Source organism: Pseudarthrobacter raffinosi (assembly GCF_023913735.1).
Classification (GTDB): Bacteria; Actinomycetota; Actinomycetes; order Actinomycetales; family Micrococcaceae; genus Arthrobacter; species Arthrobacter raffinosi.
In genome coordinates, this window is sequence record NZ_JAMXBH010000003.1 from 110424 (window position 1) to 135375 (window position 24952).

Sequence of the window (24952 nt, forward strand, 5' to 3'; positions counted from 1 at the left end):
GCCGCCGCCCAGGCCGCAACGCAGGCCGCAAACAAGGTGGCCGAAGGGGTCAGGGAAGCACTGTCGTCGGGCAACTCCGGCGAATCATCTGTGAGCCCAGCCGAGGTGGCAACGGCGCTCGCCCAGCTGGAGACTATCTCGGTGAAGGGGCGCGCACCCAAGACCGGCTACACCCGCGAGGAATTCGGCCCCGCGTGGGCGGACATCGACCGAAACGGCTGCGATACCCGAAACGACATCCTCGCCAGGGACCTCGACGGCGAGACGTTCAAGCCCGGCACGCAGAACTGCGTCGTTACGACCGGTACGCTGGCCGACAAATACACAGGCACAACCATCGACTTTGTCCGTGGCAACACCACCAGCTCCGCCGTCCAGATCGACCACCTGGTTGCCCTCAGCGACGCCTGGCAGAAGGGCGCCCAGCAGCTCAGCGCCGAACAGCGCAGGCAGTTGGCCAACGATGCCCTGAACCTCATGGCTGCCGACGGGCCCACCAACAGCGCCAAAGGCGACAAGGATGCGGCCACCTGGCTCCCGCCAAACAAGGCGTTCCGGTGCGAATACGTAGCCCGCCAGACCGCCGTGAAGGCCAACTACAGCCTGTGGGTCACCCAGGCCGAGCGGGACGCGATCGAAGGTATCCTGGCAGCCTGCAGTTAGGCTTTGACCGCGCTCAGTCCTTGAACAGGCCCGCGAGGTCCTCGGCCGTGATCGACCCGCTGGACAGGGCGTCGCCTTCCATCACATCCGCGAACAGCTGCGACTTCCGGGCCTTCAGCGCCATGACCTTTTCCTCGATCGTGTCCTTGGCCACCAGCCGGTAGACCATGACATTCCGAGCTTGCCCGATCCGGTGCGTCCGGTCCACGGCCTGCGCCTCCGACGCGGGATTCCACCAGGGATCGAGCAGGAAAACGTAGTCGGCCTCGGTCAGGTTCAGGCCAAAGCCGCCGGCCTTCAGCGAAATCAGGAACACCGGCGCGCTGCCGTTCTTGAATTCGTTGACGACGTCGGTTCGGTTCCGGGTGCCGCCGTCGAGATAGCAGAACTCGATCTTCTCCTCCACAAGCCGCTCGCGGACCTTGCCCAGGAACCCGGTGAACTGGCTGAAGATCAGTGCCCGGTGGCCCTCCGCAACCAGATCCTCCAGCTGCTCGAACAGCACGTCCAGCTTCGAAGAGCGGACGCCGGACAGCGACGGATCGACCAGCGACGCGTCCAGGCTGAGCTGACGCAGCAGGGTCAGGGACTGGAAGATGGTGAACCGGTTCTTGTTCACGTCCTCGATCAGGCCCAGGATCTTCTGCCGCTCGCGCTGCAGGTGCGTCTGGTAGACCTTCTGGTGGCGCGGGTTCAGCACCACTTCGAGGATCTGCTCCTGCTTGGGCGGCAGGTCCTGGATGACCTGGTCCTTGGTGCGGCGCATCATCAGCGGACGGACGCGACGGCGGAGCTTGTCCAGCTGCCCCTTGTCGCCGTTCTTTTCCACCGGCTTCTGGTAGTACTCGGCGAACCGTTTGGGGCTGGAGAACAGGCCCGGCGCCACGATGGACGTCAGCGCCCAGAACTCCATAAGGTTGTTCTCCAGCGGGGTGCCGGTGATGGCCAGCTTGAACGCCGAGGGCAGCTTCCGGGCACACTGGTAGGCCTTGGACTGGTGGTTCTTCACAAACTGGGCCTCATCGAGCACCAGACCCGCCCAGGTCTTGGAGGCATAGGAGTCGTAGTCGATCCGGAACAGCGCGTAGGACGTGATCACGATGTCCGCTCCGGCGAGTTCAACGGCCGCATCCTGGCTGTTCTTGGCAAAGGTTTCGCTAACGATGCGAACCGTGAGGCCGGGAGCGAAGCGTGCGGCTTCCGCCGCCCAGTTGCCTACGACGCTGGTGGGGGCCACCACCAAAAAGGGAGTCACGCCGTCGGGCGCCGGAACATCGGGCGCTGGTGTTTCAGCATCCTCAGACACAGACGCAGCCTGCTCCTTCGCGGCGCACATCAGGGCGAGTGCCTGCACGGTCTTGCCGAGGCCCATGTCGTCGGCGAGGATCCCGCCGAGGCTGTGCCGGTACAGGAAGCTGAGCCAGTTGTAGCCCTCAAGCTGGTAAGGCCGCAGCTCGGCATTGAGCGAGGGAGGCAGCGGCAGCCCGTTGATCCCGCCTTCGAGCAGCCCGCCCACGGCCTCACGCCAGGCGGCGGCCTGTTCATCGACAATGCCAAGCTGCGCGAGCTCGTCCCAGAGCCCGGCCTGGAAACGGCTGATCTGCAGCGGCGCATCCTTGTTGTCCTGCAGCGAGCGGGCTTCCTCGATCAGGGCGCGCAGCTGGTGCAGTTCCGGCAAATCCAGCGAGAAGTACGCGCCGCTGGGCAGGAGCATCTTGGTCTGGCCCGCGGCCAGCGCGGAGAATACGGCGGCGAAGGAAACCGGCTGCCCCTCCAAAGAGATCTGGATGCCAAGGTCGAACCAGTCGCGCTGTTCGGTGGCCTTGGTGGAGATGGAAACGACCGGCGCTTCCTCGGCCTCGCGGTAGTCGGCGATGTCCCCGGCAGTGTCCACTGAAACGTCCGGGGCGTTCCGGAGCTCGGGCAGGACGTCTTCGGTAAAAGCGAGTGTGTCCAGGCCGTTCAGTTCGGCGGACGCGGACAGGCGTGGCGTGCCCCAGCCGCCGGTGGCCGATTCGCCCAGGGCCGGAACAACGTTCCACGGCTGGCCGATGCCCTCCAGGATGCGGGCCTCGGCGGTGTCGTCGCGGTAGCCGTGGTCGCCGGGGTGCCGCCACAGCGGTTGGGCCGTGACCAGGTTTCCGGACTTGTAGTGCCATTCCCAATGCAGCCGGACCCGGTGGTCCGCGCCGTAGTTGGCCAGCAGGGAAAGGGTCGGGAGGGCCAGGGCGGGCAGCGCCACCGACTCGTCCGTCGCCGTGACCCGGGCTGCCTGCTTCAGCTTCGGGTAGAAGCCGGTGAGGAAGCGCGTCTCGTCCTTCGCCGGAATGTGCAGCGTGCTGCCGGCCGTGACGAAGGTCAGCAGCTCCTCGCTCAGCCCGCTCTCCAGCGGCGCCAGCGTGATCACATTCTCCGCGGAAACCCCGGGCAAAGCCTCCCCGCCAGTGGTCAGGAAAATGCCGTGCGCGGGGCGGCCAATGGTCCCCACCGACGCCGGATCAACGTCTTCCCCCACAACGGTGATGGTGGGCGCGAGCTCCAGCCCGCCGTCGTCGTGCGTTGCGCCCGGAGCCGCAGCGTCCCCACCCACGGACGCGCCGTAACGGCTCAAATTAAGCCCGACGGCGGCGGGAGACTCGGCGAGCCGCACCGGCTCGGTGCCGCGGCTGTGCACCAGGGCGAGGCCGATCTTTTTGGCGTCGGTGAGCAGGCTCCACATGTTCTTCCCGGCGAACGTGTTCAGGCCAAGCCACAGCGCGGAGGAGTTATGAACCCGGTTGGCGGCGGCGGTGTGTGCGGCCAGGAATGCCTGCATCCACTCGATGTGCGCCTCGTTGCATTCGCGGCGGAAGTTCAGGTAGCTCAGGGTGTTCCAGGAGACGTCGCCGCGGATCCACTTGCCCTTGGCGCCCATGATCACGGGCCGGGCTTTGAGCTGGCGGACGCTGCGGAGCGGGTCGCGGCGGCCTGTGTAGGAGAAGTGCGGCGCCGGTTCCTCGATGTCGAACTGGAGTGCCAGCGGGATGCCGCTGATGGACTGCGTGATGCCGGGCTGCGAAATGAGCGGGCTCAGTGCCTGCTCCCAGTCGGCCAGGTCCAGGTTGGCGGGCTGGCGGGAAAGCCGGGAAACTTCAGCCGGGGCCAGGAGCTGGACGCGGATGGCAGGGTTGTCCTCGGCGGCGAACAGCAGCGCGGCCACATGCTTGCAGTCCTTGCGGACGGGGCAGCTGCAGACACCCACGGTGCAGCTCCAGCCGCCGGATTTCCGCACCAGCTTTGCCGTGGTGGAGTATGGGACGTCGGCACCTCCCCGGACCTTGCCCAGCATCAGTCCGGTGGCGGCGTCGAACGACATTCCGGAAACCCGGCTGCCCATGGCATACGCCAACCCGGCCGCGAGGGAGCGGTCGTTAATGGCGGGGGTCTGTATTGCCAGTGCCGCACTCTCGTCCGGTTGGGATGGCATGGTGCGCGCTACTTTCAGCTGGCCACGGGGGTGCCGTGTCCGATCGGAGGTTATCTGCTTCATCTTAGTTCGCCCGGCGGGAGCCTGAAACTTCGCCTGACGTTCACTTCCGCCTCAACACGGCGCCGCCCCCGCCGACGTAGCGTGAAAGTGTCCTGAGCAGCACCGAAGCATTCAGCAGTGAGGAATCCCATGACCATGAGCCAGAACCCTGTCGTCCTGACCAAGGCCAGCATCGATGCAGGCAGCGAGGAGGTCGTAGATGCCAACGTTCACGTGGTGAACGCCATGTACGGGAAACTGCTCGACGCCGGCGAGATCGCGCCCGCGGCGCTCGGCAGCTACTACGTTGACTTCTACGTCACGCAGTCCTTGGAGGGCGGCTTCGCCCAGTACGTGTTCACCGCGGACCGCGACGAAGTGGACCCGCTCATCCGCGAGGGCCTCGCCGGGATGGGCGCAACCGCCCACCTGGAGCTCTTCAACCGGACCGTAGCGGCCTTTGATGCCCTGTCCGAAGAAGACGAGGAGCGCTACCTCGACGGCGACCTCGACACTGAGGAAGAGTCCAACGACGCCGTGCGCACCATTGAAGAGCTCGACGGCGAGTTCGAGGAGCTGTTCGAAACCGAAAACATCACGGCCCTCAACGCCGCCTGGCTCCTGTCCCAGGAGGGCCTGCTGGTGCTCGACGACGAGGAGCTCGACGCGTACATCGAGCGCCAGGTTGCGCTCATCCCCAACCTGGAGGAGCGCCAGGCCGCGGCCGACGAGGAAGCACTGGAGGACGCCCCGGACTTCGAGGTCATCATCCGCGAACTGTGCGACATCGCCGGCTACACGCTGCAGAAGATCACCATGGGCGACCCCAACTACATGCACGACGGCGAGAAGACGCTGGCCTGGCACTTCACCACGGACCACGGCGACTTCATCATGGTCGAGGATGACGAAGAGGCGTTCATGATCAACCCGGAGACCCAGGAAATCGTCGCCGCCGTTGAGTTCGAGGAAGCGGACGACGACGAGATGATCGACGCGTAGGACCCTCACCACGGTCCCGGGCCGGGTTCGTCGGAAGCTTCCGACGAACCCGGCCCGCCGTCGTTTCAGCTATTAGGTGTTCTGGTCCAGCGCCCTGGCCAGGATGTGGAGTGTGTCCAGGCGCAGCGCGACGTCCACGGCGGTGTTGGTGGTCCGGGTGACCTGGGCGAACTTCCGGCGCGGGCTGTGGAGCGAGACGTAGCCCTTCCGCATCTGGATCTCCACGCCCTCGGTGGCCGCCGCCCACGCCAGGAGCGCGTCGGCGATGGGCCGCAGCTCCGGGTGGTTGATGCACTGGCCATCGATAAGCTCGTCGGCGTCGCGCAGCATGAATTCCGGATAGCCGAACAGCTCCCACGAGACGGCGTACTGCGCATAGCCCGTGACGCCGTGCTCGTCGCGCATCCAGTGGCGGAGCTCGGCGTCGTTCCTTAGGCCCGCGGAGCGTGCCTGCTCGGCCCAGTACCCGACGTCGTGCCCCGTCTTTCGAAGGAGCAGGGCTTTGTTGCTGTCCACCATGGTCTGCCAGGTCTTGGCCGTTTTCTGCTGTTCCGGAGTGATCGCCATGCCTCGATGCTAGTGCGGTCCATGGGCCGGAGCCGGGCCCTGGAAAAGAAAATTGGGAGGCGCCGTAACTTTCCCGGTCCGGCCAGCGATGAAGGGGGTGAAGGGTTCCTCACGGAGCCGGATCTGAATTGTTCTCTAGGTTTTGGAGTGTCACATGTCGTTGTTCACTGTTCTCGCCACCAGCAAAATCGCCGCCGGAGTACTCGCCGCGGGCACCCTGGCCGTCGGTGGAACCGGCGTCGCAGCTGCTTCCGGCGCCCTCCCGGCCGATGCACAGCAGACCGCCCACGAACTGCTCGGCGCCCCGGCCCCCAAGCTGGCCGCTGACGCCACCGAGTCGGCTTCCGCAAACGCTTCCGGTAATGCAGCAGTAACCGGCGAAGCAGCCGTCTCCGAAGATGAGGTCGCAGCCGAGGCCAACGCATCCGCCGCTGCCGGCACCGCCGTGGACGCAGCTGGCGCCGCAGCCTTTGGCCTCTGCACCGCCTTCGCCAACGGTGGACTGAACGAAGCCTCCGAGGGCTTCTCGTCGCTGATCATCGCCGCCGAGGGCGAAGGCAACGTTGACGCCTTCTGCACGGACGTCGTCGCACAGGGCGCCGCCTCGGCCGACGCCGACGCTGCTGGCGAGGGCTCTGCCTCCGCCAAGGCTGAGCGCCCCGAGCTGCCCGCTGTTCCTGCCGTGCCGGCAGTTCCGGGTGTCGACGGCGAGCCGTTCGTTCCCGCCGTTCCTGCTGTTCCCGCCGTACCGGGCGACGTTGTAGACGTTCCCGCCGTTTCGGGCCACTAGGACCTGCGCAGCTAGTGTGGACTGCGGGAACCGGCTCCGGACGGACCGGATTCCCGCAGTCCACATGGCAGCCAGATAGCTGACCGACCGCAGCTGACCCACAGCAGCGGAGCACGCCGCGCCGAATACCGGGATGAGCGACTACGCTGCCCGGGATGGAGGAGCCACTGGTGCTAGACACTTTGGCCGAAGAAGACATAGATACATTTGCAGACACAGCCGGTGCTGATCAGGCTGTGCTCTTCGGCGCTGTCTATCGAACCTTGTCCGGAGCGGTCCTGGGTTACCTCAAGGCCCGTGGCGTGGATGATCCCGAAGCTGTCACCCAGGATGTGTTCCTGGCGTTTTTCCCCAAGATTGGTGAGCTGACCGGCGGCCTCCAGGGCGCCAAGTCGTTGGTGTTTTCCATCGCCCACGCCCGGATGGTGGATTACTACCGGCGGGTTGAACGCAGGCCGGACTTCACTCCGTACGACCCCCTGCAGGACGGGCGCAGCACGGCGTCCGCGGAGGACCACGCCCTGGGCCACAGCGGCGGCGCGGCTGCCCTGCTTGAAGGCCTCGCCGATGAACACCGCGAGGTGCTGGCACTGCGGGTGGTGGCGGACCTTTCCATCGAACAGGTGGCCGGCATCATGGGCAAGTCCCAGGGTGCCATCAAGCAGCTCCAACGCAGGGCCCTGCAAAACCTCAAGGACCAGACTCTTAGAAGAAACCAGGCAGATCATGAGTGACACCGCAGGCTCACGCAACGGTTCCCGCGAGGACGCGTCTGTTGACCGGTTGCTGCTGGAGGCAGGGCTGCACGACGACGGCGGCCTCCGCCCCGTCCTGCTGGAGCTCCGGGCGCTCGCAGCCGAGCGGCCGGTACCTTCCGATGCGGTTGCCGCGCTTATGAGGCCTGCCGTGACACAGACTCCTGCCGTGACACACACTGCTGTCCCGACGCCTGCGCCGAGCCGCGCGGCAGCCACCCGTCACCTGGCGGTGGCGGCATCCCCTCAATCAGAGCCCACCGTAGCCCCCGCCGAGGCAACCGGCCAGCTCACGACCGCCACCGACGAGCTCGCCGCCCGCCGTCGGGCCAAGCGGAGGATCACCCTCACCACGCTGTCCGTGGCCGTTTCGCTGGCGGCTGGCGGCGCCGTTGCCGTGGCCTCCGACCAGGGGATCCGGGATTCCATCGGCCAGGTCAACCACGCAGTAACATCCTTCGTGTCCACCGTTGGCGGCGGGCCTGCCCCCGCGCCGGTGGAGACCCCGGCTCCGGGACCGGGCCAGCCCGCCGTCCCTGCCGTAGGACCCACCGGGACGGCTGACACTGTGCCGGTTCCGGCCGTACCGGGATCCGGTTCCAGCCAGGCCACGCAGCCCGCTCCGGCCCCTTCAGGTTCAGCGCCGGCAGTGCCCCTGCCGGACCTTCCCCTCCCCGAAAACGTCACATCGGGTATGCCGGGTGGGCCGCTGAACGGCGAGGGACAGCCCCCGGCTCTGCCCCTGCCGGCCACGCCTCCAGTCCCGCTGCCCGGCCTCCATCCTTAAGCGGTCAATCCGTAGGCGGTCGATCCGTAAGCGCCAGAACTGTCAGTAGCCTGAACTGTCAGTAGCCTTACGCCGCTGTCCGGATCAGTTCCCCGGCCGGCGTGGCCAGGTACCAGACGTCGTTGACGCCCTGCCCCAGGACGTCGCCGGGCTTCTTGTCCTGTGCGAAGTAGTACAGCGGCAGTCCATTCAGGGTCACCTGCTTGGCCCCGTCCGGCGTCGTGATTGTCCCGAGCGTGCCGGCGACGCCTTCGGCGGCAGGCTTGGCCGCGGTGGTGAGGAGCGGTGGCCACGCGGTCAGGCACGCTCCCGTGCAGGCGCTGGTGCCGGAATCCTTCACGTCCTTGGTGAAGAAATAGACGCTTATGCCCGCGGCATCCACCACGATGTTGCCGGCGCTGGAGGATGCTGTCTTGAGGTCGACGGCGGCCGCTGCGGTTGGGGAGCCGGCGGTCGGGGCGGCGGACGTGGCGGCCGGGCTGGTGGCCGCCGGAGTGGTTGTGGTGGTTCCGGGGCTGCCGCCGCAGCCGGAAAGTGCGGCTATGAGAGCCGCTGCGGCAAGACCTGTGCACAAATGCTGTTTCATGGGATGCTCCTCGGCTGGGGCCCGGTGTCGGATCACCGGGCACTAACCGGTACGACGTGCAGGGGTGAAGAATGGTTCAAGAACCGGCCCCCCTGTTTTCGGCGCCAGTTCCGAGGGACCACGGCCAGTGAACCTTTTGCGCGCGGGGGACGTCGTATCAGCCGGAAGGTACAGTCCGCCGGGACGGGGAACCAGGGACAGGAGGGCGGCATGCCGCTGGACGAGGACGTGGTGGCAGCGATCTACCGCGAACACGGCTCCGCCCTGCGCCGTTTTGTCCTCAGCGCGTCCCGCGACCCGCAGCTGGCAGAGGACGTGGTCCAGGAGACCGTGCTGCGCGTCTGGCAACAGGCCCCGGACATCACCGGAAGCCTCCGCAGCTACCTGTTCCGTACAGCGCGGAACATCATGATCGACAACTACCGCAAGGCCCAAAGACGCCCGGCCGAAGTGATGGAACGCGAACTCGCCGATCCCGCCGAGGCCGTGGAACGCGTGGATGAACTCCTGAACCGTGTGCTGATGGAAGAGGCGCTGCTGCGGCTCAGTACCGAACACCGCGATGTCCTCGTCGCCCTCCACTACCGCCGTTTCACCGTCAACGAGGCCGCCGTGCAGCTGAACATCCCCAGCGGAACCGTGAAGTCCCGGGCCCATTACGCCGTTAGGGCGCTGCGGGCCATCCTCGATGAGATGGGGGTGGAGCGGTGAACGCCTCTGAGCTGCACCAGCTGCTGGGCGCCTACGTGCTCGGCGGGCTTGACCCCGCGGATTCGCAACGTTTCGAAGCCCACCTCGAAGACTGCGCGGACTGCCGGACCGAACTCGCCGAGCTCGAAAGCCTGCCGGCCCTGCTCGATGCGCTTCCCATCCCGGATGCGGTGGCGCTCACCGGGAGCGCCCGCCCCGGGGTGGCCCCTGAGCCAGCCAGCTCCGTGCCGCGCAGGGTCCTCGATGAACTGGCCACCCGGCGTCGTAAATTACGACTGCGGTGGGCGGCCGTGGTGGGCGCCGTCGCCGCGGCGTGCCTCGCCTTGGGGGTGGCCGCGGCCCCGCTGCTCAGCCGGCCGCCGGAGCCGGACGCCAGCTACTCGGTCCAGTCCGGCAATGGCCTTCAGTTCAGCATCGACCTTGCCCGGAAAACATGGGGCACCGAGCTGGCCGTGAACGGCAGCAAACTGCCGCTGGACGGAACCCTCTCGCTCTGGATCCGGGACCGCGACGGCGGCGAGGACCGGGCATTTGCCTGGACCGCGACGCCGAGCGGGAGGGTGAAGGTCATGGGCGCCACGCCACTTCAGCTGGCCAGCATCGCCAGCCTGGAACTGCGGGACGAAACCCAGCACGCCGTGGCTGTGATTACGGTGCCGTGATCCCTTTGCCGGCGATCACGGTCCGGTGTTCACGGTGCTTGGCGGGCGCGGAACTCGGCCACCAGGGCCGGATCCTCGCAGGCCCGGGCAAACGCGTCGATCCTCTTAGTGATCTCACGGCCCAAAAGCCAGGCGCCCATCCGTTCAGCCACCGGCCGCAACCAGGCCGGGCGGCACGAAAAGGTGTACTTCCAGACCGCGCGGGTGCCGCCGTCGTCCGCGGTGAAACGCCAGCCGCCACCGAACTTCCCGAAAAACCACGGTCCGGACACCATGGTCATACCCACGTTCCTGGGTGGCGAATAGGAAACGTATTCGCTCACCATCACCAGGCCCAGGCGGGACACGGTCCGTGACCGGACGCCCTTTCCGGCGGACGTTGCGCTGTTCAGGAAACCTTGGGCCGAGATGAACGGGTCCCATTTGAGCCGGAACGCGCCGGTGGTCTGGGAGAGGGCAAAGACTGTCTCCGGATCGAGGCGGATGAGTCGTTCGGCGCGTACCTGGGGCATGGACCCACCCTAACCGGAGGCCGGGTGTTCCGGGTTGGTGGGCATTCCGGGCCGGTCCCGGAGAATGCGCCCATCCCTACATTTTGGCCAGACGAGCCCGGACCACCATATAGAGTCCGTAGCAGATGAGGCCGGCGCCCACGGCGGCCAGTAAATACACGCCGAAGGGCTGGTCGCGCAGGGCCCTGAGTCCACCGTCCAGGCCCGTGGATTCATCCGGATGGGCCTGCAGGGTGGCGATGGAGATGAGCATCCCGGTCAGCAGCAGGACTATGCCTTTGGCGACGTAGCCGGTCACGCCCAAGGCGGAGACGGCCGTCCGGGCAGAGCGGGAAACGGGCATCGTGAGGTGCTTCTCGAACGTCTTCTTGATTCCGCGGATGCCGTAGATGATCCCGGTGATGGCCATGCCCAGACCCACGAGGACCAGCAGTGCTACGCCGCCGGGGGCCTTCATGACGGCGACGGTGAGGTCGCTCGCCGATTGCTGGTTGTCGCCCCCGGACCCTGTGCCCATGGCGAAGCTGGCCAGTGTCACGGCGAGCCCGGCAAACACCACGGCCTGCGCTGCCGCTTTGGCCTTTTTACCGACTTTGTCCTTGGTGGGCAGTCGGTTGTAGTCGAAGACGGCGTCGCTGGCCTGCCAGACGGCAAGGGCCGCGCAGGCGGCAAAGCTTGCCCACAGGAGGAACGGCCCGGCGGGCTGGCTGGCCAGTTCGGAAACAGCCCCGCTGAAGTCAGCATTCCCCGAACCACCCATGGCGAGGCGGATTGCGATGGCGCCCACCAGGAAGTGCAATAGGCCGCTTACCGCGAAACCCACCCTCGCCAGCAACTCCAGTGCGCGTGAGTTGGTGACGTCCTCCGCCGCACCTGCGGCGTCTTTGAGTTCTCTTTTGATGGCGCTTCCTTCGGGCCAGCGCCCGAGGGGCGCAGATTTGCGTGCCCCCCGCACAACCCCATCGTGCCACGCGAAGCCGGCCCCGAACAGTACCAACTTTTGCGCACCGCGGACCGACAGTAACTGCGTGTGCGTTGGTGTGCCCGGCGATGGGGAGGGTTCCCCATCGCGGGAGAATTGCCACCATGCGACGATATGTCCAGCGATAGAACTAACTCTTAATACTCTCCGGGGGAGACACCATGACTTTTTACGGCGCGGACGTCAGCCAGTTGCGGGAGCTGGCGAGGGCCGTTGACAAGGCGGCCGCGCTGCTCAGCAGCCGGGCCAGCTCCCTGCAGGGCCAGATCCAGTCCGCGCCATGGAAGGGTGCCGACGGCGAGCTGTTCCGGCAGGACTGGTCCGGCAACCACCGCCCCAGCCTGGAGCGGGTGGCATCCAGCCTCCGCCACAACTCCAAGCTGCTCCTGCAGCACGCAAACGAACAGGAACAGTCCTCTGCCGCGACCGGCGGCGGCAGCAGTGGCGGGTGGCGGGACCAGCGTCCTGGACAAAATCAAGGACCTGGGCAGCCGCGCCCAGAACTGGCTGGAGGAACGGGTAGCGAAGGCGGCAGCGGCTGAGGCCTACCGCCAGGAGCTGAAGGAGGACATGGATGGCATGCTCAAGGCCAGCCCGGAAGAGCAAGCCAAGTGGTGGGCCAGCCTGTCCGAGGCGGACCGGAAATACCTGATCGAAGGCGAAGACGGGAACGGCCCGTTCAAACGACACCAAGCTCGAGAAGCTCTGACGTCCCGTGCCGGATCCGCACCTGCCAGCCAGCCCAGCCAAGTCTTACCGCTAAGGAGCAACCATGTCAGTTCATATCGAGTCCCCGCTGGGATTCACGGCAGACTTCCCCGAGCACACCCAGGTTCTGGAGGACTCCGCCGCCGGGCCAAACACCGAGCAGTATGGCCTGCTGGGCGGTGTCCTGGTGACGGTCATCAAGGACGACACCTCCGTGACCGGCGCCGCGCAGGCTAACGGCTGGGCACACCTGATGTCAGGCTTCTACCTTGAAGACCGGGCCGGGACCATCCTCACCGAAGGCGAACTGAACGTACCCGGTAAGTCCTCGTACGCCGTCGTGGTTGGATACACGGATCCGGCAGGCGAGGCGAGGGTCGCGGCCACTGTGGGTGTTTGGGAGAACAGCCGCTTCATCGGTGTTGTGGTGATCTGGCCGTACGTGAACCCGGAGATCGAGCCGCGGCTGGGGATGCTCAAGGAGATCGTCGCCTCCATCAGCGTGAACTGACCCCAACTAAGTAGCGCTAACTGCCGTTTTGAGCCTTCAAAACGGCAGTTAGCGCTACTTACATTTCAAGGCTCAGCGCCGGCGGTAGCAGAGGTCGAAGATCAGCCGACCGGCCTCGTGGGCCTTCGCCTCGAAACTCGTGCGGATCCGGCCTTCAAAGCGCGGCGCCCAGCCGCCCGTTTCATCAACACCCTCGTTGGGGCCTGTATGCGCGGTACTCACCGGCGCCCGGCCTTCGCGGACGGGCGCGCCGCCCACGAGAGTTTCGACGCCGGATTGCCACACCTGGGTGAGCGGACTTTCCGGCCCGTGGCGCTCGCCGGTGTGGAGGTTTTCGAAGTCCGGAGAGTCCGCGAGGACGTCGCGGACGTGGACAGCGTAGTTGGACCAGTCCGTGGCGACCCGCCACAGTCCGCCCTTGGTGAGTGCCCGTGCTGCCAGCTCGGCGAACTCCGGCTGGATGAGGCGGCGTTTGTGGTGCCGTGACTTGTGCCAGGGATCGGGGAAGAACACCCACAGCTCGCTGACGGATCCTGCCGGCAGCATGGTGGCGAGGACCTCGGGCGCGTTGGCTTCCACCACCCGGACGTTGTTCAGCCCGCGGCTGTTGATTTTGATGATGGTGTTGGCCAGCCCCGGTGTATAGACCTCGACCGCCAGGAAGTCCGTGTCCGGGTTCTCCTCGGCCGCGTGGCAGATGGCATCGCCCAGCCCCGAACCGATTTCCACAATCAGCGGTGCCTTGCGGCCGAACTCGGCCTCAGCGTCGAAGGTGTAGTCCGGGTGGACCGACGTGTTCGCGATGTGCCGGGGCACGTCCAGCGCCCACCGGTCCGAGTGTTCTTCCCACGCCGTCTGACGGCGCCCCTGGAGGCGGGTGCCGCGGCGCACAAAGCTCACCGGCCTGCCCCCGTACGTGCCGAAAGACGCCTGGGTACCGGGCGTCACCGGGCGCGGGACATGCGGAGGCTGGGGGGATTCTGGGGATTCGCTCATCCCTTCCAGAATACCCGGGGCCCACGCCCACGGCTTGGGCACTCACCTGAGCCACGAACGGGACGCGATGGAACGCGAAAATGGTCGCCCTGCGAGGTCGGAAAGGAAATGAAATCTCAGAAGAGGATCATAAAGTCCCCGTCCCTGAGCACGAGCACCAGGCCCACGGCAACCTCGGCCGCCGATATCCACAACGCGGCCACACCAGCCCGCCAACCGTTTGACCGACGCACAAATACGCGGAGCGAAACAATTCCGAGCGTCACTGCAAGCAGGCCAAACAGCGCCGGATAGCTCCACAGCACCAACGGTGCGACCCAGTCCAGCCGCCCAGGGCCCTCCGAAGGCCTCGTAAAGAAGGCCGCCAATAGGCTGAAGGGCACAGTCAGAAACATGCTCGCCGGGGCAATGAGGCTGAAGGCGAGGCTGGCTGTCCCCTCGCCACTGCCATGCGCCTTCGGCGAGGCCGGGGCGGACGCAACGGACGGATCGTGCAATGGTGCGAGGCTCATGGCTTCTCCCGAATGTTATGGCTGGGTACCGCATGCTGATCCCACGGTAGGTTCGCTCCAGGCGGGCAACCAGCCCTTTTCTGGTCTATGTGGATAACTCCGCGTGGCAACGAAGCCTGACAGAATGGGTCCCGTGACCCGTGCTGACAACGTTGACGTGCCTGGACTGCTGATCGACGCCGAAATCGACGACATCCCCCCAGCAGCCCCGACGCGCCTTCCGGGCCAATCGGGCAGCGGACCGGAGAGCCCGCAGAGCAGCCGCCGGGCCCTGGCCTATCTGGGCCTCTGCCTGGTGCTTATCGGGCTGAACCTCCGCACGGTTTTCTCCAGTTTCGCCGCGGTTCTTCCGGAGATCACGTCCGACGCCGGCCTCCCGGGCTGGGCCGTTGTGGTGCTCACCACCGTGCCAGTCACGCTCCTGGGTGTTTTCGCACCGCTGGCCCCTGTCCTTGCCCGCCGGTTTGGCGCCGAACGTGTCCTGCTAGGCGCCATGGCAGTACTCACGGCGGGGCTGCTGCTGCGGCCCGCGGACATCGGCGGCCTGGTTCCCGGTGCCGGCCATCTGCCTACCTTGCTGGCGGGAACTGCTGCCTGCGGTGCCGCCATCGCCCTGTGCAACGTGCTGCTGCCAGGGCTGGTGAAGCGCGATTTCCCGCACCGGCTGGGACTCATGGGCGGGCTATACACCACGGCCATCTGCGCCTCTGCCGCCCTCGGAGCCGGCTTTACCTACCCCGTCTTCTCGGCGACGGGGGAGTGGACCTCGGCGCTGTGGTTCTGGGCGGTTCCTGCCGCCGTCGTACTTTTGCTGTTCCTTCCGGTGGCACTTCGCCAGCACCCTGTCCGGCACCAGGCCGGCAACCTCGGCGTCAACGTGTGGCGTTCGGCGGTGGCATGGCAGGTGACCATCTTTATGGTGCTGCAGGCCATGATGTCCTTCAGCGTTTTTGCCTGGCTGGCGCCGATCCTGCGCGAACGCGGCGTGGACGGCGCAACGGCAGGCCTGATGGTGTCCGTTTCGATCGTGCTCCAGATGACGGGTTCGCTGTTTGCCCCTGCACTGGCGGCGAGGTTCCGTGACCAGCGGGCCATCGCGGTGGTGGTGGCGCTGATGACCGGCGGCGGATTTGCGCTGAGCATCTTCGGACCCCTGGAACTCATCTGGGGGTGGACCTCGCTGCTGGGATTGGGGCAGGGAAGCCTCACCGCGGTGGCCCTGACCATGATCATGCTGCGGACGCGCGACGGCCACACCGCCGCGCACTTGTCCGGGATGATGCAGGGCGTGGGCTACGGGCTGGGTTCCACCGGCACGCTGATGGTGGGCCAGCTGCACCAGGCCACGGGATCGTTCACGGCCGCCGGGGTGCTGTTCCTGGTGGTCGGTTCGCTGGCCGCGGTGTTCGGATACCGCGCGGGCCGGAACCGCTACGTCGGCGGCTCCAGCCGATCGGGCCATTAGCGTGCCCGATTCCGCCCTGCCGGCCACGCATTCCGCCACCACAGCCGGGATCCTGCAGCGACCGTACCTGTGGGTGACCATCGGCGCGTGTGCCCTGGTGTTCCTCGCGGCCTTCGAATCGCTCGCCGTGACCACCATCATGCCTGTCGTCAGCCGCGAGCTCGACGGCGCCAGCCTGTATGCGCTGGCCTTCGCCGGGCCGCTGGCCACCGGTGTGATCGGGATGGTGGCGGCCGGAAACTGGTCGGACCGCCGCGGCCCAACAGTCCCGCTGCACGCCTCCGTGGCGTTGTTCGTGCTGGGCCTGATCATCGCGGGCACGGCCGTGTCCATGCCCATGTTGGTTGCCGGCCGCCTGGTGCAGGGGCTTGGCGGCGGGGCGCTGACGGTTGCGCTCTACGTGGTGGTGGCCCGCGTCTACCCGGCCGTCCTGCACCCCGGGATTTTTGCCGCCTTCTCGGCCGCGTGGGTGATCCCGTCCCTGGTGGGCCCGTTCGCGGCCGGCATCGTGGCGGAGGTCCTGAGCTGGCACTGGGTGTTCCTGGGCGTGGTGGGCCTGGTGGTGCCCGCCCTCGTGATGATTGTTCCAGTGCTCCGCGGCATCGACCGGCCTTCTGTGCAGGCCACGGTCCCGCCCTGGGCGCTGGGCCGGCTGGCCTGGGCGGCGCTCGCCGCGCTCGCTGTGCTGGGGCTGAACCTCTCCGCCGGAGTCACTATCGCGGGCGTTCCCGCAGCCCCGGCACTCCTGGCCGCGGCCGCCGTCGTGACTGCCCTCGTGGCCGTGCGGCCGCTGGTACCGCGCGGAACGCTGCTCGCCCGCCGCGGCCTCCCCAGCGTGATCCTGACCCGCGGCCTGGCGTCTGCCGCATTCTTCGGTGCCGAGGTCTACCTGCCGTACCTGCTGATCGAGGAGTACCAGTTCCCACCGACGTTCGCCGGCCTGGCACTCACCGGAGGCGCGTTGTCGTGGGCAGCCGCCGCCGCCATTCAGGGCCGCCTCGGCACCCGGCTGCAGCACCGGGCGGCGGTGCGCATCGGCTCAGCGCTGGTGCTGGGAGCCATTCTCCTCACGTTGGCGACGTCGGCGCTCCACTGGCCCGCCGCCGTCGCGATTGCCGGCTGGCTCTTCGCCGGCGGCGGCATGGGGCTGCTGTATCCGCGGCTCAGCGTGATGACGCTCGCCATGTCCACCAAGGAAAACGAGGGCTTCAACAGCTCGGCGATGTCCATCTCGGACTCGCTGGGCGGGGCGCTGGCGCTCGCCGCCACGGGCATCGTGTTCGCGGCGTTTACGACGACGGCGGGATCGTTCGCGGGGGTCTTCGCACTGACGGCGGTGGTGGCCGTCGCCGCGGTTGCGGTGGCGCCGCGGGTTTCCCGCTAACGCCCGGAGTTTTTGTCCAGATAATCCGAGTTGCGCGCCCGGGAAGGCGCGTTATCTGGACAAAAAGTCAGGCCAGCCGGGTGGCGCGGAGTATGGTGTCGCCGATGATGGCTTCCTCGCCGTCCGGGCCTGTTGCCGTCCGCTCCCGCGTGGTGTTGACCTCCAGCTGCCAGTCCGGCGAGTCCAGGCCGAGTTCCGCCACGAGCTGCGCCGGGGTGTAGAACATCTCCGGTCTGGTGTGGTTTCCCCATGGCGGCAGGTGGTCCGGATGGTGGCCCACGATCAGCAGCGTGCCGCCCGGCTTGACCGCCGCAGCCGCCATCCGCAGCGGACCCTGCCACGCCAGGTGCGGCGAATGCAGGAACTGCGAAGTCACCAGATCAAAGGTGGCCGCGGGCTGCCACTCCTCCAGGTCACACTGTTCCCAGTGGATGCGGCTGGGAATTTCACCGGCTCCCTGCGCGTGCACACTCTCGCGGTCCAGGGCCGCCTTTTCGTGGCCGAGCGCCCGATCCAGCGCGACAGCGGAAACGTCGACGCCGGTGACGGTCCAGCCCTGCTGGGCGAGCCAGATGGCGTCGGCCCCTTCGCCGCAGCCCAGGTCCAGGGCCTTGCCCGGCTTCAGTCCCGCGCCTTCGCGGACCAGTTGCGGGTTGGGTTTCCCGCTCCAGAATTTCGGCTTGCTCCGGTACCTTTCGTCCCACGCCTCGGCGGCACTGCGCTGCGGTGCATCCCCCAGCCGGGTGTCGCCGTCGTCCGTTGTGTGGTGGTGGTCCGCACCCTGTTCAGTCATGCCTCAAGCCTGCGCCTGCCGGGCACCCAAAGGCAACGCCAGCACCCCTGCCCCACCTGCATGAGAGAGGCCAAGGCGCGGGGATGGTACGCTTATGGGACTTGATGTGCAGTGATGCCCGCTCGTCCCTTGATTTGGGAAGCGGGTTTTTTCATGTGAGAGGCACATCCTGCGTCGATGAACGCGTTCCATTTGGTCCCAGCCGCCGCTCTGAATTGGGCAGCAGCACGGTTGATCACCTGACTTTTCTTCGGCGAAACCCTTGAGCCAACCGGCATCGGGGGCCGATATCCGCACGGATACCGCCTGAAAGACCATGAAATATATGACTACTTTTGCTGCCCTCGGCACGCCCAAAGCACTCGCCGACACCCTCACCGCACAGGGAATTGTTGAGCCGTTCCCCATTCAGGTCAAGACCCTCCCGGACACCCTGGCCGGACGCGACGTCCTGGGCCGCGGCCGCACCGGTTCCGGCAAGACCATCGCTTTCGCCATCCCGCTTGTAGCACGACTCGCTGAGCGGGAAGCCAAGCACTTCCGCAAGCCCGGCCGCCCCATGGGCCTGGTCCTCGCCCCGACCCGTGAACTGGCCACCCAGATCAACGCCACCATCGAGCCCATGGCCAAGGCCATGGGCCTGACCACCACCGTGATCTACGGCGGCATTTCCCAGGCTCGCCAGGAAAAGGCACTGCGCGCCGGCGTCGACATTGTCATCGCCTGCCCGGGCCGCCTGGAGGATCTGATCCGCCAGCGCATCCTGACCCTCGAAGGCGTCGAGATCACCGTGCTGGACGAGGCCGACCACATGGCCGACCTCGGCTTCCTCCCGGTGGTCAAGAAGCTCATGGACATGACCCCGAGCCAGGGCCAGCGCCTGCTGTTCTCCGCAACCCTGGACAACGGCGTGGACAAGATCGTCCAGCGTTACCTGTCCAACCCGCTGACCCACGCTGTGGACGAATCACAGGCCGCCGTGACCACCATGGAGCACCACGTCCTGGTGGTCAACGACCAGACCGTCAAGAAGCAGCTGATCGTTGAGCTCGCCTCGGGTGCCGGCCGCCGCGTCCTCTTTATGCGGACCAAGCACCACGCTCGCAAGCTGGCCAAGACCCTGACCGACGCCGGGATCCCCGCCGTCGACCTGCACGGCAACCTCTCGCAGAACGCCCGTGACCGCAACCTGGCCGAGTTTTCCTCCGGTGACGTCCGCGTCCTGGTGGCCACGGACGTCGCAGCCCGCGGCGTCCACGTGGACGACGTCGAACTGGTGATCCACGTGGATCCGCCCACAGAGCACAAGGCATACCTCCACCGCTCAGGCCGTACGGCCCGCGCAGGTTCGGACGGCACCGTTGTCACGCTGACCCTCCCGGAGCAGCAGTCCGACGTCAAGAAGCTGATGAAGGCTGCCGGCGTCGAGGTTAACTTCGAGCGCGTCACCGCCAACTCCCCGCTGGTTGCTGAGCTCGTGGGCGAAATGGCCGACAAGATCGATCCGCGCACCCGCGCCGCTCTGTTGGCCAAGAAGTCCGCGCAGGGTGGCGGCACCTCTATGGGTGCCAACGCCGAGCGCAAGCGCGCCCGTCGCAGCCAGGAAGGCCCCACAGCCGGTGGCCGTGGCGGCCGAGGTGGACGTGGACGCGTCTCCGCTGAGCCGACCCGCACCGATCTTCCGAGGGCCGAGCGCCGCGCTGTTGCCTACGAAGGCCGCACGGAGGCACGGGCAGCATTTGACCGTGTAGCTGAGCAGAACGAGGACCGCGCCATTGCAGCAGCTGCTGCTCGCCGCAATTCCCGCGGCGTCACAGCCTCCACGCACCGCAACGACGTCCCCGCAGCAGGTGGCCGTGCAGCGGCCGGCCGCGGTTCAGACGGCCGTTCTGATTCACGCGTTACCCGCAGCGATGCTCCCCGTGGCGGCACGGGCCGCCCGGCTACCACCGGCGGACAGCGCGGCGGACGTCCGGCAACGGGCCAGCGCGCAGCCGGTGCCCGCACCGCAGGCGCCGGTGCAGGTGCCCGCACGGGTGGATCCGGCCAGCGCGCCGGAGCCTCCACGGGTAACTCGGGCAACGCCGGCAACGCCGGCAACAAGGCTGTTTGGTCCTCCAACACCGGCGGCACGTCCGGTGGCTCGTACGCCGGTAACGGTAACGGTAACGGTGGCGGCAGTGGCCGTCCGGCACGCAGCGGTCCCCGCCGCGCGTCGGCCCCGGCCTCGAACGAACGCCGCAGCCGCTAAGCAGCCCTAACCGCCATCGTGTGCTCCGTAACCGCCGTTTAGAAGGTTCATAACGGCAGTTACGGAGCACTCGATTGGTTGTTAACCGGAACTACCAGCCGCGGGCACGCCACTCCTCAAGGTGCGGGCGTTCCGCACCCAGGGTGGTGGGGCTGCCGTGGCCCGGGTGCACCAATGTGTCATCCGGGTAGGCCTCGAACAATCGCGCGGTGACATCGTCCAGCAGCGACGTGAACCGCTCAGGATCATTGTCGGTGTTGCCCACGCCGCCCGGGAACAACGAATCCCCGCTGAAAATGTGGGCAGGACCTTCCGGGTCCTGATACACAAACGCGATCGATCCCGGAGTATGGCCGCGCAGGTGCACGGCGGTGAGCTCGAAGCCGTCCACGGCGCAGGTGTCCCCATGCTCCAGGGCCCGGTCCACGCGTACTGGCAGCGCCTCGGCGTCGTCCTTTCCGGCAACGGTTGGGGCGCCGGTCGCTTCCACCAACGCCGGCAGTGCCCGCACGTGGTCCCAATGCTGGTGCGTCGTTGCAATCTGCGCCAGTTTGGTTGTGGCCGCGGTATCTGCAGCGGCGTCCGCGAGCATCGCCTGGATGGCCGGAAGGTCGTCTGCGGCATCAATCAGTAGCTGTGCGCCGCTGGCCTTCGCGGTCAGCAGGTACACGTTGTTGTTCATCTCGCTGACGGAGATGCTGCGGATGGTGATGTCGCGTAGGTCGTGAATGAGCGTGTCCATGGGCATCAGTCTATTCACGGCCCTGGGACACCCAGTTGGGGTCCGCCGAGCGGGAGCCGACGACGGCGTCCGCGGCCTGGTCCAGCGCCTCCAGTTGCGCCGGGGTCAGGTCCAGGGACAGGGCGCCCAGGTTTTCGTCGATCCGGTGCGTCTTGCGCGTGCCGGGGATGGGGACCACGGCCAGTCCCAACCGTTTGCCCTGCTCCAGTAGCCACGCGAGTGCAACCTGGGCGGGCGTTGCGGAAAGCTCGGCGGCTATCGTCCGCACGGTGGCCACGACTCCCTGGTTCGCGTCAAAGGCGTCCGCGGCGAACCGCGGGATCCGGCGTCGGAAGTCGTTGGCTCCCAGGCTGGAAGCGTCCACCGTGCCGGTGAGGAATCCCCGGCCCAGTGGCGAATACGGCACAAAGCCCACGCCCAGGCTGGCCGCGGCCGGAACTACGTTGCGTTCCACGTCCCGGCTCCAGATGGACCATTCGCTTTGGACCGCGGCGATGGGGTGCACGGAGTCGGCTTCGGCCAGCTCCTGCGCGGTCACCTCTGACAGGCCAAGGTGTTTGACCTTGCCCTGCTGCACCAGCCCCGCCATGGCCTCCACGGTTTCCACAATCGGAACGCGGAGGTCACGGCGGTGCATGTAGTAGAGGTCGATCACGTCCGTACCAAGCCGCTTCAGGCTGGCGTCGACAGCCTGCCGGACGTAGGCGGCATCTCCCCGGACATCCGTGTAGCCATCAGCCGGCGAGCCCACCAGGGAAAATTTGGTGGCGAGCTGCACTTCACCCCGCCGGTCCTTGAGCAGTTGCGCGATGAGTTGCTCGTTGCTGCCTCCGCCGTAGATGTCCGCGGTGTCAATGAAGCTGACGCCGGTGTCCACTGCATGGTGCAGGGTTCTGAGGGCATCGTGCGGGTCAACGTCGCCGTAGACCGGGGTGAGGGCCATGCCGCCGAAACCCAGGGGGCTGACGTTAAGGCCGTCGCCGAGGTGTACCAATGGTGCAGTCATGAGCGCTCTCCATTCGTTTGTGGACTCTCGTCCCAGCCAAGAACCCCGGTCCTTGCCCCGGTATTCCTAGCCGATGTCCTGGCCCCACGGGATGATCCGGTCGGCGCCCTGGCGCGTGGCCTCGATCATCACCGCGTTGGCCTCATCCGGGCCCGCCGCCCATGCCTCCGCTGCGGCCCGCTCCATGCCGAACTCCACGTGCCGGTCCACCAGCCGGGCCAGCCGCAGCGCGGGAGGGCTGTCCATGAACCAGACCTCATCCAGCTGCGCCCTGACGTCCTTCCACTGAGGCGTCTCCGCCAGCAGATAGTTTCCCTCGGTGATCACCAGCGGCACGGACGCGGGGACTGCGATGGACGCGGCCACCGGTTCGTCCAAAGTCCGCCGGAACTCGGGCGCGTACACCACTGCCTCTTCTCGCCGCACGAGCCGCTGCAACAGCGAGAGGTAGCCGCCGACGTCGAACGTGTCCATTGCGCCCTTGCGCTGCCGCAGCGGTGTGCCGTTGATGATCGCGTTGCCCAGGTGGAAGCCGTCCATCGGCACCACGACGGCGGTATCAGGACCGAACTCCCGCTGCAGCCGGGCCGCAAAAGTCGATTTACCCGAGCCGGGCGCACCCGTGATGCCCAGGAGTGTGCGCCGGCCGCTATCGAGCCTGTGCCGCAGGGCGTCGAGTGCCTGCTGTACTTCGGGGGAGTCCATGGCAAAAGCCTAAACCGGCCGCTGGGTCTCCCCGGCTTTCGCGCGCACCCACGGGATTCCGACGGCGGGTCGCCGGGACACGCAGTCGGACGGCCTCAGAGGTGGGGAGACTCAGCGGGGGGCAGCGGCGGAAGGGACGGGGGCCGCAGCAGGTTTAGCCGGCAGGGCTTTCAGTCCGGCCGCGCAGCCCACAATCCCCCCAATGAAGAGCACCTTCAACAAGCTGAAGGGTTCGACGCCGGTGGCCATCGCCCAGCCCACCGTAAGGGCAGCCCCGATCCCCACCCAGACGGCGTAAGCCGTTCCCAGCGGAATGCTGCGGATGGCCAGGCCGAGACCGACCATGCTCAGGGTGGCCGTCACGGCGAAAACAAGAGTGGGCAGGGGCCGGGTGAAACCGTCGGACTGGCCCAAGGCGGTGGCCCAGACGGCTTCCAGTACGGCGGAGGCCAGCAGCATCAGCCAGGCAGTGGAACGCTGGTTCATTACGCCACCACCTTCAGGCCAACCACGCAAGCGGCGATGCCGGTGAGCAGCAGCAGGCGCGCCGTCGTCGGACGTTCCGCCCTGGTGATGATCGCGTAGGCGGACGTCAGCACCACGCCCACGCCCACCCACACGGCGTACGCGGTGCCGGTTGGGATGGACTGCATGGCGATGGCGAGGCCGGCCATGCTGGCGAGGACGGAGACCAGGAAGAGGAGGGCGGGCGCGAGGCGGCGCCGGCCGGTAGCTTGGAATGTCCGGTGCAGGGCGGCGGCCCAGACGGCCTCCAGCGCCCCGGAAAGAATGAGGATTAACCACGACATGACAGATCCTTTGGCCAGTCTTGTCGCGTGCCGGGTACTGAACCGTCGTCCGGAGGGTCCTTCGCGGAGCCTTGTTTCCAGCTTAGCAACGCCCGACGGAGGGTGGCCGGGTTGGTGGCCAACCTCACCGCAGCGGTCCCCGCCCAACTGAGTAGCGCTAAGTGTCGTTTTGAGGGCTCAAAACGACACTTAGCGCTACCTAGTTGGGGGAGGGCAGGGTGCTTACAGGGCGCCGCCGGCTGTCTCCGGGGCGGAGGAGTCGCGGCCCCCGTTGCCCACGGTTTCGCGGGCGATGAAGTTCTCGATGTCGAACAGGTTGTCCGCGCGCTCGGCGATGTTAAAGAGGGTGGTCATGGCGGCGACCTCCTCCACCTGCTCCTTGAGGAACCAGAGCATAAACTGCTCGCCCAGGGCGTCGTCCTCGGAACGGGCGGCGCGGAACAGGGCCTCGATCGCGGACGTCACTTCCTTCTCCTGCTCCAGCGCCAGGGCCAGCGGCTCGGTCACGGAGGAGAAGTCGTTGCGCACGGTGGGGACGCCCGGGATGGTGAATTCAATGTCGCGGTCCAGCATGTACTGCACCATCATCATGGCATGGTTCCGCTCTTCCACCGACTGCCGGTAGAAGTAGCGGGCCAGCTGCGGGAGGTCCTGGTTGGCGAACCAGGTGGCCACGGCAATGTACTGCTGCGAGGCCGCGAATTCGTTGCCGATCTGGGTGGACAGGAGCGCATTAAAGGGTGTGGAGGTCATAGGCCGAGTCTAGGAGCGCCGTACGCCGCTGACCAGTGTGGAAAGGCTCAGATAACGAAGGCGAGGCTAGCCTGCAGCGCTGGATCAGGCAGTCACGCGGTCGATCGAAACCACGGCCAGGAAGCCGCGGCCCAGGATTTCGGGGGTCCCGGTATCGGAACCGACGACGGCGTCATACCGGTTGAGTGCCTCGGGCTCCCCGGGTACGGGGGCAGCTTCGTCGGCGTCGGCTTCCGGGGCGGCAGCGGCTTCCACTGCGTCCACGGCTTCCGCGCTGACGCTGAGGCTGCCCGCACTGACAGCGGCCTGGCCCTGCAGCAGCACCGCGAGCTGGCCCTCAAAAACCGGGTGCGCGCGCTTTTTGGAGAGCTCGATGATGGACGTGAAGCCCTTAAACGAGCCCGTCCGCGTGATGACATTCAGGTCGCGGATGTCCCCGGTGGGCAGGGCGCCGTGCGCAGCAGCTTCGCCGGAGAACCTGAACGGCCGGGACTTTTCCAGCGGATGCTCGGCGCCGTCCACGGTGAGAAGGAGCAGCTCGCCGTCGATCACGGTCAGCACGCGTTCCATGCCCGGGAACGCCGAGAAATCCCCGGCCTTGCTGACGTCGGCGATGCTGACCCGCCAGTCCCAGGCGCCGTCCTGCGCCGAGGCGGCTTTCGGGTGGCTGGCAAGCTCACGGGTCACCCCGCCGCCGTTACGCCACGGTTCGGACCTGAGTTCTGCGAAGCGGATGATCTCCATCGGACCAGCCTAGTTTGTTTGGGCGTCCCCGCCACGCGTGGCATGCTG

At 66.9% G+C, this 24952-nt stretch carries 27 protein-coding genes and 1 riboswitch; of the genes, 12 read left to right on the forward strand and 15 right to left on the reverse strand.

Annotation, left to right across the window (positions count from 1 at the left end; genetic code table 11):
* Positions 1-90: 90 nt before the first annotated feature.
* Positions 91-663 (forward strand): HNH endonuclease family protein, encoded by a 573-nt coding sequence (locus NG698_RS03760; RefSeq protein ID WP_308293014.1) that lies wholly within the window; start codon positions 91-93, stop codon positions 661-663.
* Between the two features lie 13 nt (positions 664-676).
* Here the strand turns inward: NG698_RS03760 and NG698_RS03765 are convergent, their stop codons facing one another.
* Positions 677-4129: a DEAD/DEAH box helicase gene (locus NG698_RS03765; protein ID WP_252608129.1), complete on the reverse strand. Its 3453-nt coding sequence runs from the start codon at positions 4127-4129 to the stop codon at positions 677-679.
* 192 nt (positions 4130-4321) lie between these two features.
* Here NG698_RS03765 and NG698_RS03770 point away from each other — a divergent pair, with 192 nt between their 5' ends.
* Positions 4322-5173 carry a DMP19 family protein gene (locus NG698_RS03770; protein WP_252599092.1) on the forward strand — a complete coding sequence of 284 codons (852 nt, stop codon included), beginning with the start codon at positions 4322-4324 and terminating at the stop codon, positions 5171-5173.
* Positions 5174-5245: 72 nt separating this feature from the next.
* On the opposite strand, the gene NG698_RS03775 is transcribed toward NG698_RS03770, so the two are convergent.
* Complete coding sequence (locus NG698_RS03775) at positions 5246-5740, reverse strand: hypothetical protein (protein WP_252608130.1); 495 nt, start codon at positions 5738-5740, stop codon at positions 5246-5248.
* A 154-nt stretch (positions 5741-5894) separates the two neighbouring features.
* On the opposite strand from NG698_RS03775, the gene NG698_RS03780 reads away from it, so the two are divergent.
* The 3 genes from NG698_RS03780 to NG698_RS03790 all read left to right on the forward strand — a co-directional run bounded on the left by NG698_RS03780 (position 5895) and on the right by NG698_RS03790 (position 8072).
* Positions 5895-6530, forward strand: a complete 636-nt coding sequence (locus tag NG698_RS03780; protein ID WP_252608131.1) for a protein tyrosine phosphatase — start codon at positions 5895-5897, stop codon at positions 6528-6530.
* Positions 6531-6700: 170 nt separating this feature from the next.
* A complete protein-coding gene (locus NG698_RS03785) occupies positions 6701-7264 on the forward strand; it encodes an RNA polymerase sigma factor (RefSeq protein WP_374209992.1) in 564 nt (187 codons plus the stop codon).
* The gene (locus tag NG698_RS03790) at positions 7257-8072 is read left to right on the forward strand and encodes a hypothetical protein (RefSeq protein ID WP_252608132.1); all 816 of its coding nucleotides are present in this window, start codon (positions 7257-7259) and stop codon (positions 8070-8072) included. The genes NG698_RS03785 and NG698_RS03790 overlap by 8 nt, the downstream gene beginning before the upstream one ends.
* A gap of 67 nt (positions 8073-8139) precedes the next feature.
* On the opposite strand, the gene NG698_RS03795 is transcribed toward NG698_RS03790, so the two are convergent.
* Positions 8140-8658, reverse strand: coding sequence for a COG4315 family predicted lipoprotein (locus NG698_RS03795; RefSeq protein ID WP_252608133.1), 519 nt, complete (start codon positions 8656-8658; stop codon positions 8140-8142).
* 210 nt (positions 8659-8868) lie between these two features.
* Between NG698_RS03795 and NG698_RS03800 the strand changes: the two genes are divergently transcribed.
* Positions 8869-9369 (forward strand): sigma-70 family RNA polymerase sigma factor, encoded by a 501-nt coding sequence (locus tag NG698_RS03800; protein ID WP_252599083.1) that lies wholly within the window; start codon positions 8869-8871, stop codon positions 9367-9369.
* Positions 9366-10031 (forward strand): anti-sigma factor family protein, encoded by a 666-nt coding sequence (locus NG698_RS03805; RefSeq protein ID WP_252599082.1) that lies wholly within the window; start codon positions 9366-9368, stop codon positions 10029-10031. The genes NG698_RS03800 and NG698_RS03805 overlap by 4 nt, the downstream gene beginning before the upstream one ends.
* Before the next feature lie 29 nt (positions 10032-10060).
* Here the strand turns inward: NG698_RS03805 and NG698_RS03810 are convergent, their stop codons facing one another.
* Together NG698_RS03810 and NG698_RS03815 are read right to left on the reverse strand one after the other, a co-directional pair.
* Positions 10061-10543 (reverse strand): type II toxin-antitoxin system RatA family toxin, encoded by a 483-nt coding sequence (locus tag NG698_RS03810; protein WP_252608135.1) that lies wholly within the window; start codon positions 10541-10543, stop codon positions 10061-10063.
* A gap of 76 nt (positions 10544-10619) precedes the next feature.
* Positions 10620-11498 carry a DUF1206 domain-containing protein gene (locus NG698_RS03815; protein WP_252599080.1) on the reverse strand — a complete coding sequence of 293 codons (879 nt, stop codon included), beginning with the start codon at positions 11496-11498 and terminating at the stop codon, positions 10620-10622.
* A gap of 188 nt (positions 11499-11686) precedes the next feature.
* On the opposite strand from NG698_RS03815, the gene NG698_RS03820 reads away from it, so the two are divergent.
* Together NG698_RS03820 and NG698_RS03825 are read left to right on the forward strand one after the other, a co-directional pair.
* Positions 11687-12067 (forward strand): hypothetical protein, encoded by a 381-nt coding sequence (locus tag NG698_RS03820; protein WP_252599079.1) that lies wholly within the window; start codon positions 11687-11689, stop codon positions 12065-12067.
* 230 nt (positions 12068-12297) lie between these two features.
* Positions 12298-12744 (forward strand): hypothetical protein, encoded by a 447-nt coding sequence (locus NG698_RS03825; protein WP_104063209.1) that lies wholly within the window; start codon positions 12298-12300, stop codon positions 12742-12744.
* Between the two features lie 72 nt (positions 12745-12816).
* Here NG698_RS03825 and trmB read toward each other — a convergent pair whose 3' ends face one another.
* Positions 12817-13740 carry a tRNA (guanosine(46)-N7)-methyltransferase TrmB gene (trmB, locus tag NG698_RS03830; RefSeq protein ID WP_104063208.1) on the reverse strand — a complete coding sequence of 308 codons (924 nt, stop codon included), beginning with the start codon at positions 13738-13740 and terminating at the stop codon, positions 12817-12819.
* A 116-nt stretch (positions 13741-13856) separates the two neighbouring features.
* Positions 13857-14252 carry a hypothetical protein gene (locus tag NG698_RS03835; RefSeq protein WP_252599077.1) on the reverse strand — a complete coding sequence of 132 codons (396 nt, stop codon included), beginning with the start codon at positions 14250-14252 and terminating at the stop codon, positions 13857-13859.
* Between the two features lie 124 nt (positions 14253-14376).
* Here NG698_RS03835 and NG698_RS03840 point away from each other — a divergent pair, with 124 nt between their 5' ends.
* Entirely contained in the window at positions 14377-15717 is a 1341-nt protein-coding gene (locus NG698_RS03840; protein WP_374209919.1) for a CynX/NimT family MFS transporter, read from the forward strand.
* Position 15718: 1 nt separating this feature from the next.
* Positions 15719-17101: an MFS transporter gene (locus tag NG698_RS03845; protein ID WP_252599075.1), complete on the forward strand. Its 1383-nt coding sequence runs from the start codon at positions 15719-15721 to the stop codon at positions 17099-17101.
* Positions 17102-17168: 67 nt separating this feature from the next.
* On the opposite strand, the gene NG698_RS03850 is transcribed toward NG698_RS03845, so the two are convergent.
* Positions 17169-17894 carry an SAM-dependent methyltransferase gene (locus NG698_RS03850; RefSeq protein ID WP_252599074.1) on the reverse strand — a complete coding sequence of 242 codons (726 nt, stop codon included), beginning with the start codon at positions 17892-17894 and terminating at the stop codon, positions 17169-17171.
* A 325-nt stretch (positions 17895-18219) separates the two neighbouring features.
* Here NG698_RS03850 and NG698_RS03855 point away from each other — a divergent pair, with 325 nt between their 5' ends.
* Positions 18220-20145 carry a DEAD/DEAH box helicase gene (locus tag NG698_RS03855; protein WP_252608139.1) on the forward strand — a complete coding sequence of 642 codons (1926 nt, stop codon included), beginning with the start codon at positions 18220-18222 and terminating at the stop codon, positions 20143-20145.
* A 91-nt stretch (positions 20146-20236) separates the two neighbouring features.
* Here NG698_RS03855 and NG698_RS03860 read toward each other — a convergent pair whose 3' ends face one another.
* From NG698_RS03860 to NG698_RS03890, 7 genes are all read right to left on the reverse strand, one after another.
* A complete protein-coding gene (locus tag NG698_RS03860) occupies positions 20237-20887 on the reverse strand; it encodes an MBL fold metallo-hydrolase (protein WP_252608141.1) in 651 nt (216 codons plus the stop codon).
* 10 nt (positions 20888-20897) lie between these two features.
* Positions 20898-21893: an aldo/keto reductase gene (locus NG698_RS03865; protein WP_252608142.1), complete on the reverse strand. Its 996-nt coding sequence runs from the start codon at positions 21891-21893 to the stop codon at positions 20898-20900.
* Between the two features lie 66 nt (positions 21894-21959).
* The gene (locus NG698_RS03870) at positions 21960-22598 is read right to left on the reverse strand and encodes a nucleoside/nucleotide kinase family protein (RefSeq protein ID WP_252608144.1); all 639 of its coding nucleotides are present in this window, start codon (positions 22596-22598) and stop codon (positions 21960-21962) included.
* A gap of 111 nt (positions 22599-22709) precedes the next feature.
* Entirely contained in the window at positions 22710-23084 is a 375-nt protein-coding gene (locus NG698_RS03875) for a DMT family transporter (RefSeq protein ID WP_252608146.1), read from the reverse strand.
* Complete coding sequence (locus NG698_RS03880; protein ID WP_252608148.1) at positions 23084-23407, reverse strand: DMT family transporter; 324 nt, start codon at positions 23405-23407, stop codon at positions 23084-23086. The genes NG698_RS03875 and NG698_RS03880 overlap by 1 nt, the downstream gene beginning before the upstream one ends.
* A gap of 9 nt (positions 23408-23416) precedes the next feature.
* Positions 23417-23482: riboswitch (guanidine-III (ykkC-III) riboswitch) on the reverse strand.
* A 147-nt stretch (positions 23483-23629) separates the two neighbouring features.
* A complete protein-coding gene (locus NG698_RS03885) occupies positions 23630-24160 on the reverse strand; it encodes a ferritin (protein ID WP_252599062.1) in 531 nt (176 codons plus the stop codon).
* Positions 24161-24244: 84 nt separating this feature from the next.
* Positions 24245-24904: a HutD/Ves family protein gene (locus NG698_RS03890; protein WP_252608150.1), complete on the reverse strand. Its 660-nt coding sequence runs from the start codon at positions 24902-24904 to the stop codon at positions 24245-24247.
* Positions 24905-24952 lie beyond the last annotated feature (48 nt).

Bases quoted from the DNA above. Each gene is read 5' to 3' on its own strand.
- NG698_RS03865 (WP_252608142.1), bottom strand. From the start codon at position 21,893: ATGACTGCACCATTGGTACACCTCGGCGACGGCCTTAACGTCAGCCCC.
- NG698_RS03770 (WP_252599092.1), top strand. From the start codon at position 4,322: ATGACCATGAGCCAGAACCCTGTCGTCCTGACCAAGGCCAGCATCGAT.
- NG698_RS03870 (WP_252608144.1), bottom strand. From the start codon at position 22,598: ATGGACTCCCCCGAAGTACAGCAGGCACTCGACGCCCTGCGGCACAGG.
- NG698_RS03810 (WP_252608135.1), bottom strand. From the start codon at position 10,543: ATGCCCCAGGTACGCGCCGAACGACTCATCCGCCTCGATCCGGAGACA.
- NG698_RS03855 (WP_252608139.1), top strand. From the start codon at position 18,220: ATGACTACTTTTGCTGCCCTCGGCACGCCCAAAGCACTCGCCGACACC.
- NG698_RS03825 (WP_104063209.1), top strand. From the start codon at position 12,298: ATGTCAGTTCATATCGAGTCCCCGCTGGGATTCACGGCAGACTTCCCC.
- NG698_RS03835 (WP_252599077.1), bottom strand. From the start codon at position 14,252: ATGAGCCTCGCACCATTGCACGATCCGTCCGTTGCGTCCGCCCCGGCC.
- NG698_RS03885 (WP_252599062.1), bottom strand. From the start codon at position 24,160: ATGACCTCCACACCCTTTAATGCGCTCCTGTCCACCCAGATCGGCAAC.
- NG698_RS03890 (WP_252608150.1), bottom strand. From the start codon at position 24,904: ATGGAGATCATCCGCTTCGCAGAACTCAGGTCCGAACCGTGGCGTAAC.
- NG698_RS03875 (WP_252608146.1), bottom strand. From the start codon at position 23,084: ATGAACCAGCGTTCCACTGCCTGGCTGATGCTGCTGGCCTCCGCCGTA.
- NG698_RS03800 (WP_252599083.1), top strand. From the start codon at position 8,869: ATGCCGCTGGACGAGGACGTGGTGGCAGCGATCTACCGCGAACACGGC.
- NG698_RS03795 (WP_252608133.1), bottom strand. From the start codon at position 8,658: ATGAAACAGCATTTGTGCACAGGTCTTGCCGCAGCGGCTCTCATAGCC.
- NG698_RS03850 (WP_252599074.1), bottom strand. From the start codon at position 17,894: ATGACTGAACAGGGTGCGGACCACCACCACACAACGGACGACGGCGAC.
- trmB (WP_104063208.1), bottom strand. From the start codon at position 13,740: ATGAGCGAATCCCCAGAATCCCCCCAGCCTCCGCATGTCCCGCGCCCG.
- NG698_RS03820 (WP_252599079.1), top strand. From the start codon at position 11,687: ATGACTTTTTACGGCGCGGACGTCAGCCAGTTGCGGGAGCTGGCGAGG.
- NG698_RS03765 (WP_252608129.1), bottom strand. From the start codon at position 4,129: ATGCCATCCCAACCGGACGAGAGTGCGGCACTGGCAATACAGACCCCC.
- NG698_RS03860 (WP_252608141.1), bottom strand. From the start codon at position 20,887: ATGGACACGCTCATTCACGACCTACGCGACATCACCATCCGCAGCATC.
- NG698_RS03780 (WP_252608131.1), top strand. From the start codon at position 5,895: ATGTCGTTGTTCACTGTTCTCGCCACCAGCAAAATCGCCGCCGGAGTA.
- NG698_RS03775 (WP_252608130.1), bottom strand. From the start codon at position 5,740: ATGGCGATCACTCCGGAACAGCAGAAAACGGCCAAGACCTGGCAGACC.
- NG698_RS03790 (WP_252608132.1), top strand. From the start codon at position 7,257: ATGAGTGACACCGCAGGCTCACGCAACGGTTCCCGCGAGGACGCGTCT.
- NG698_RS03840 (WP_374209919.1), top strand. From the start codon at position 14,377: ATGGGTCCCGTGACCCGTGCTGACAACGTTGACGTGCCTGGACTGCTG.
- NG698_RS03880 (WP_252608148.1), bottom strand. From the start codon at position 23,407: ATGTCGTGGTTAATCCTCATTCTTTCCGGGGCGCTGGAGGCCGTCTGG.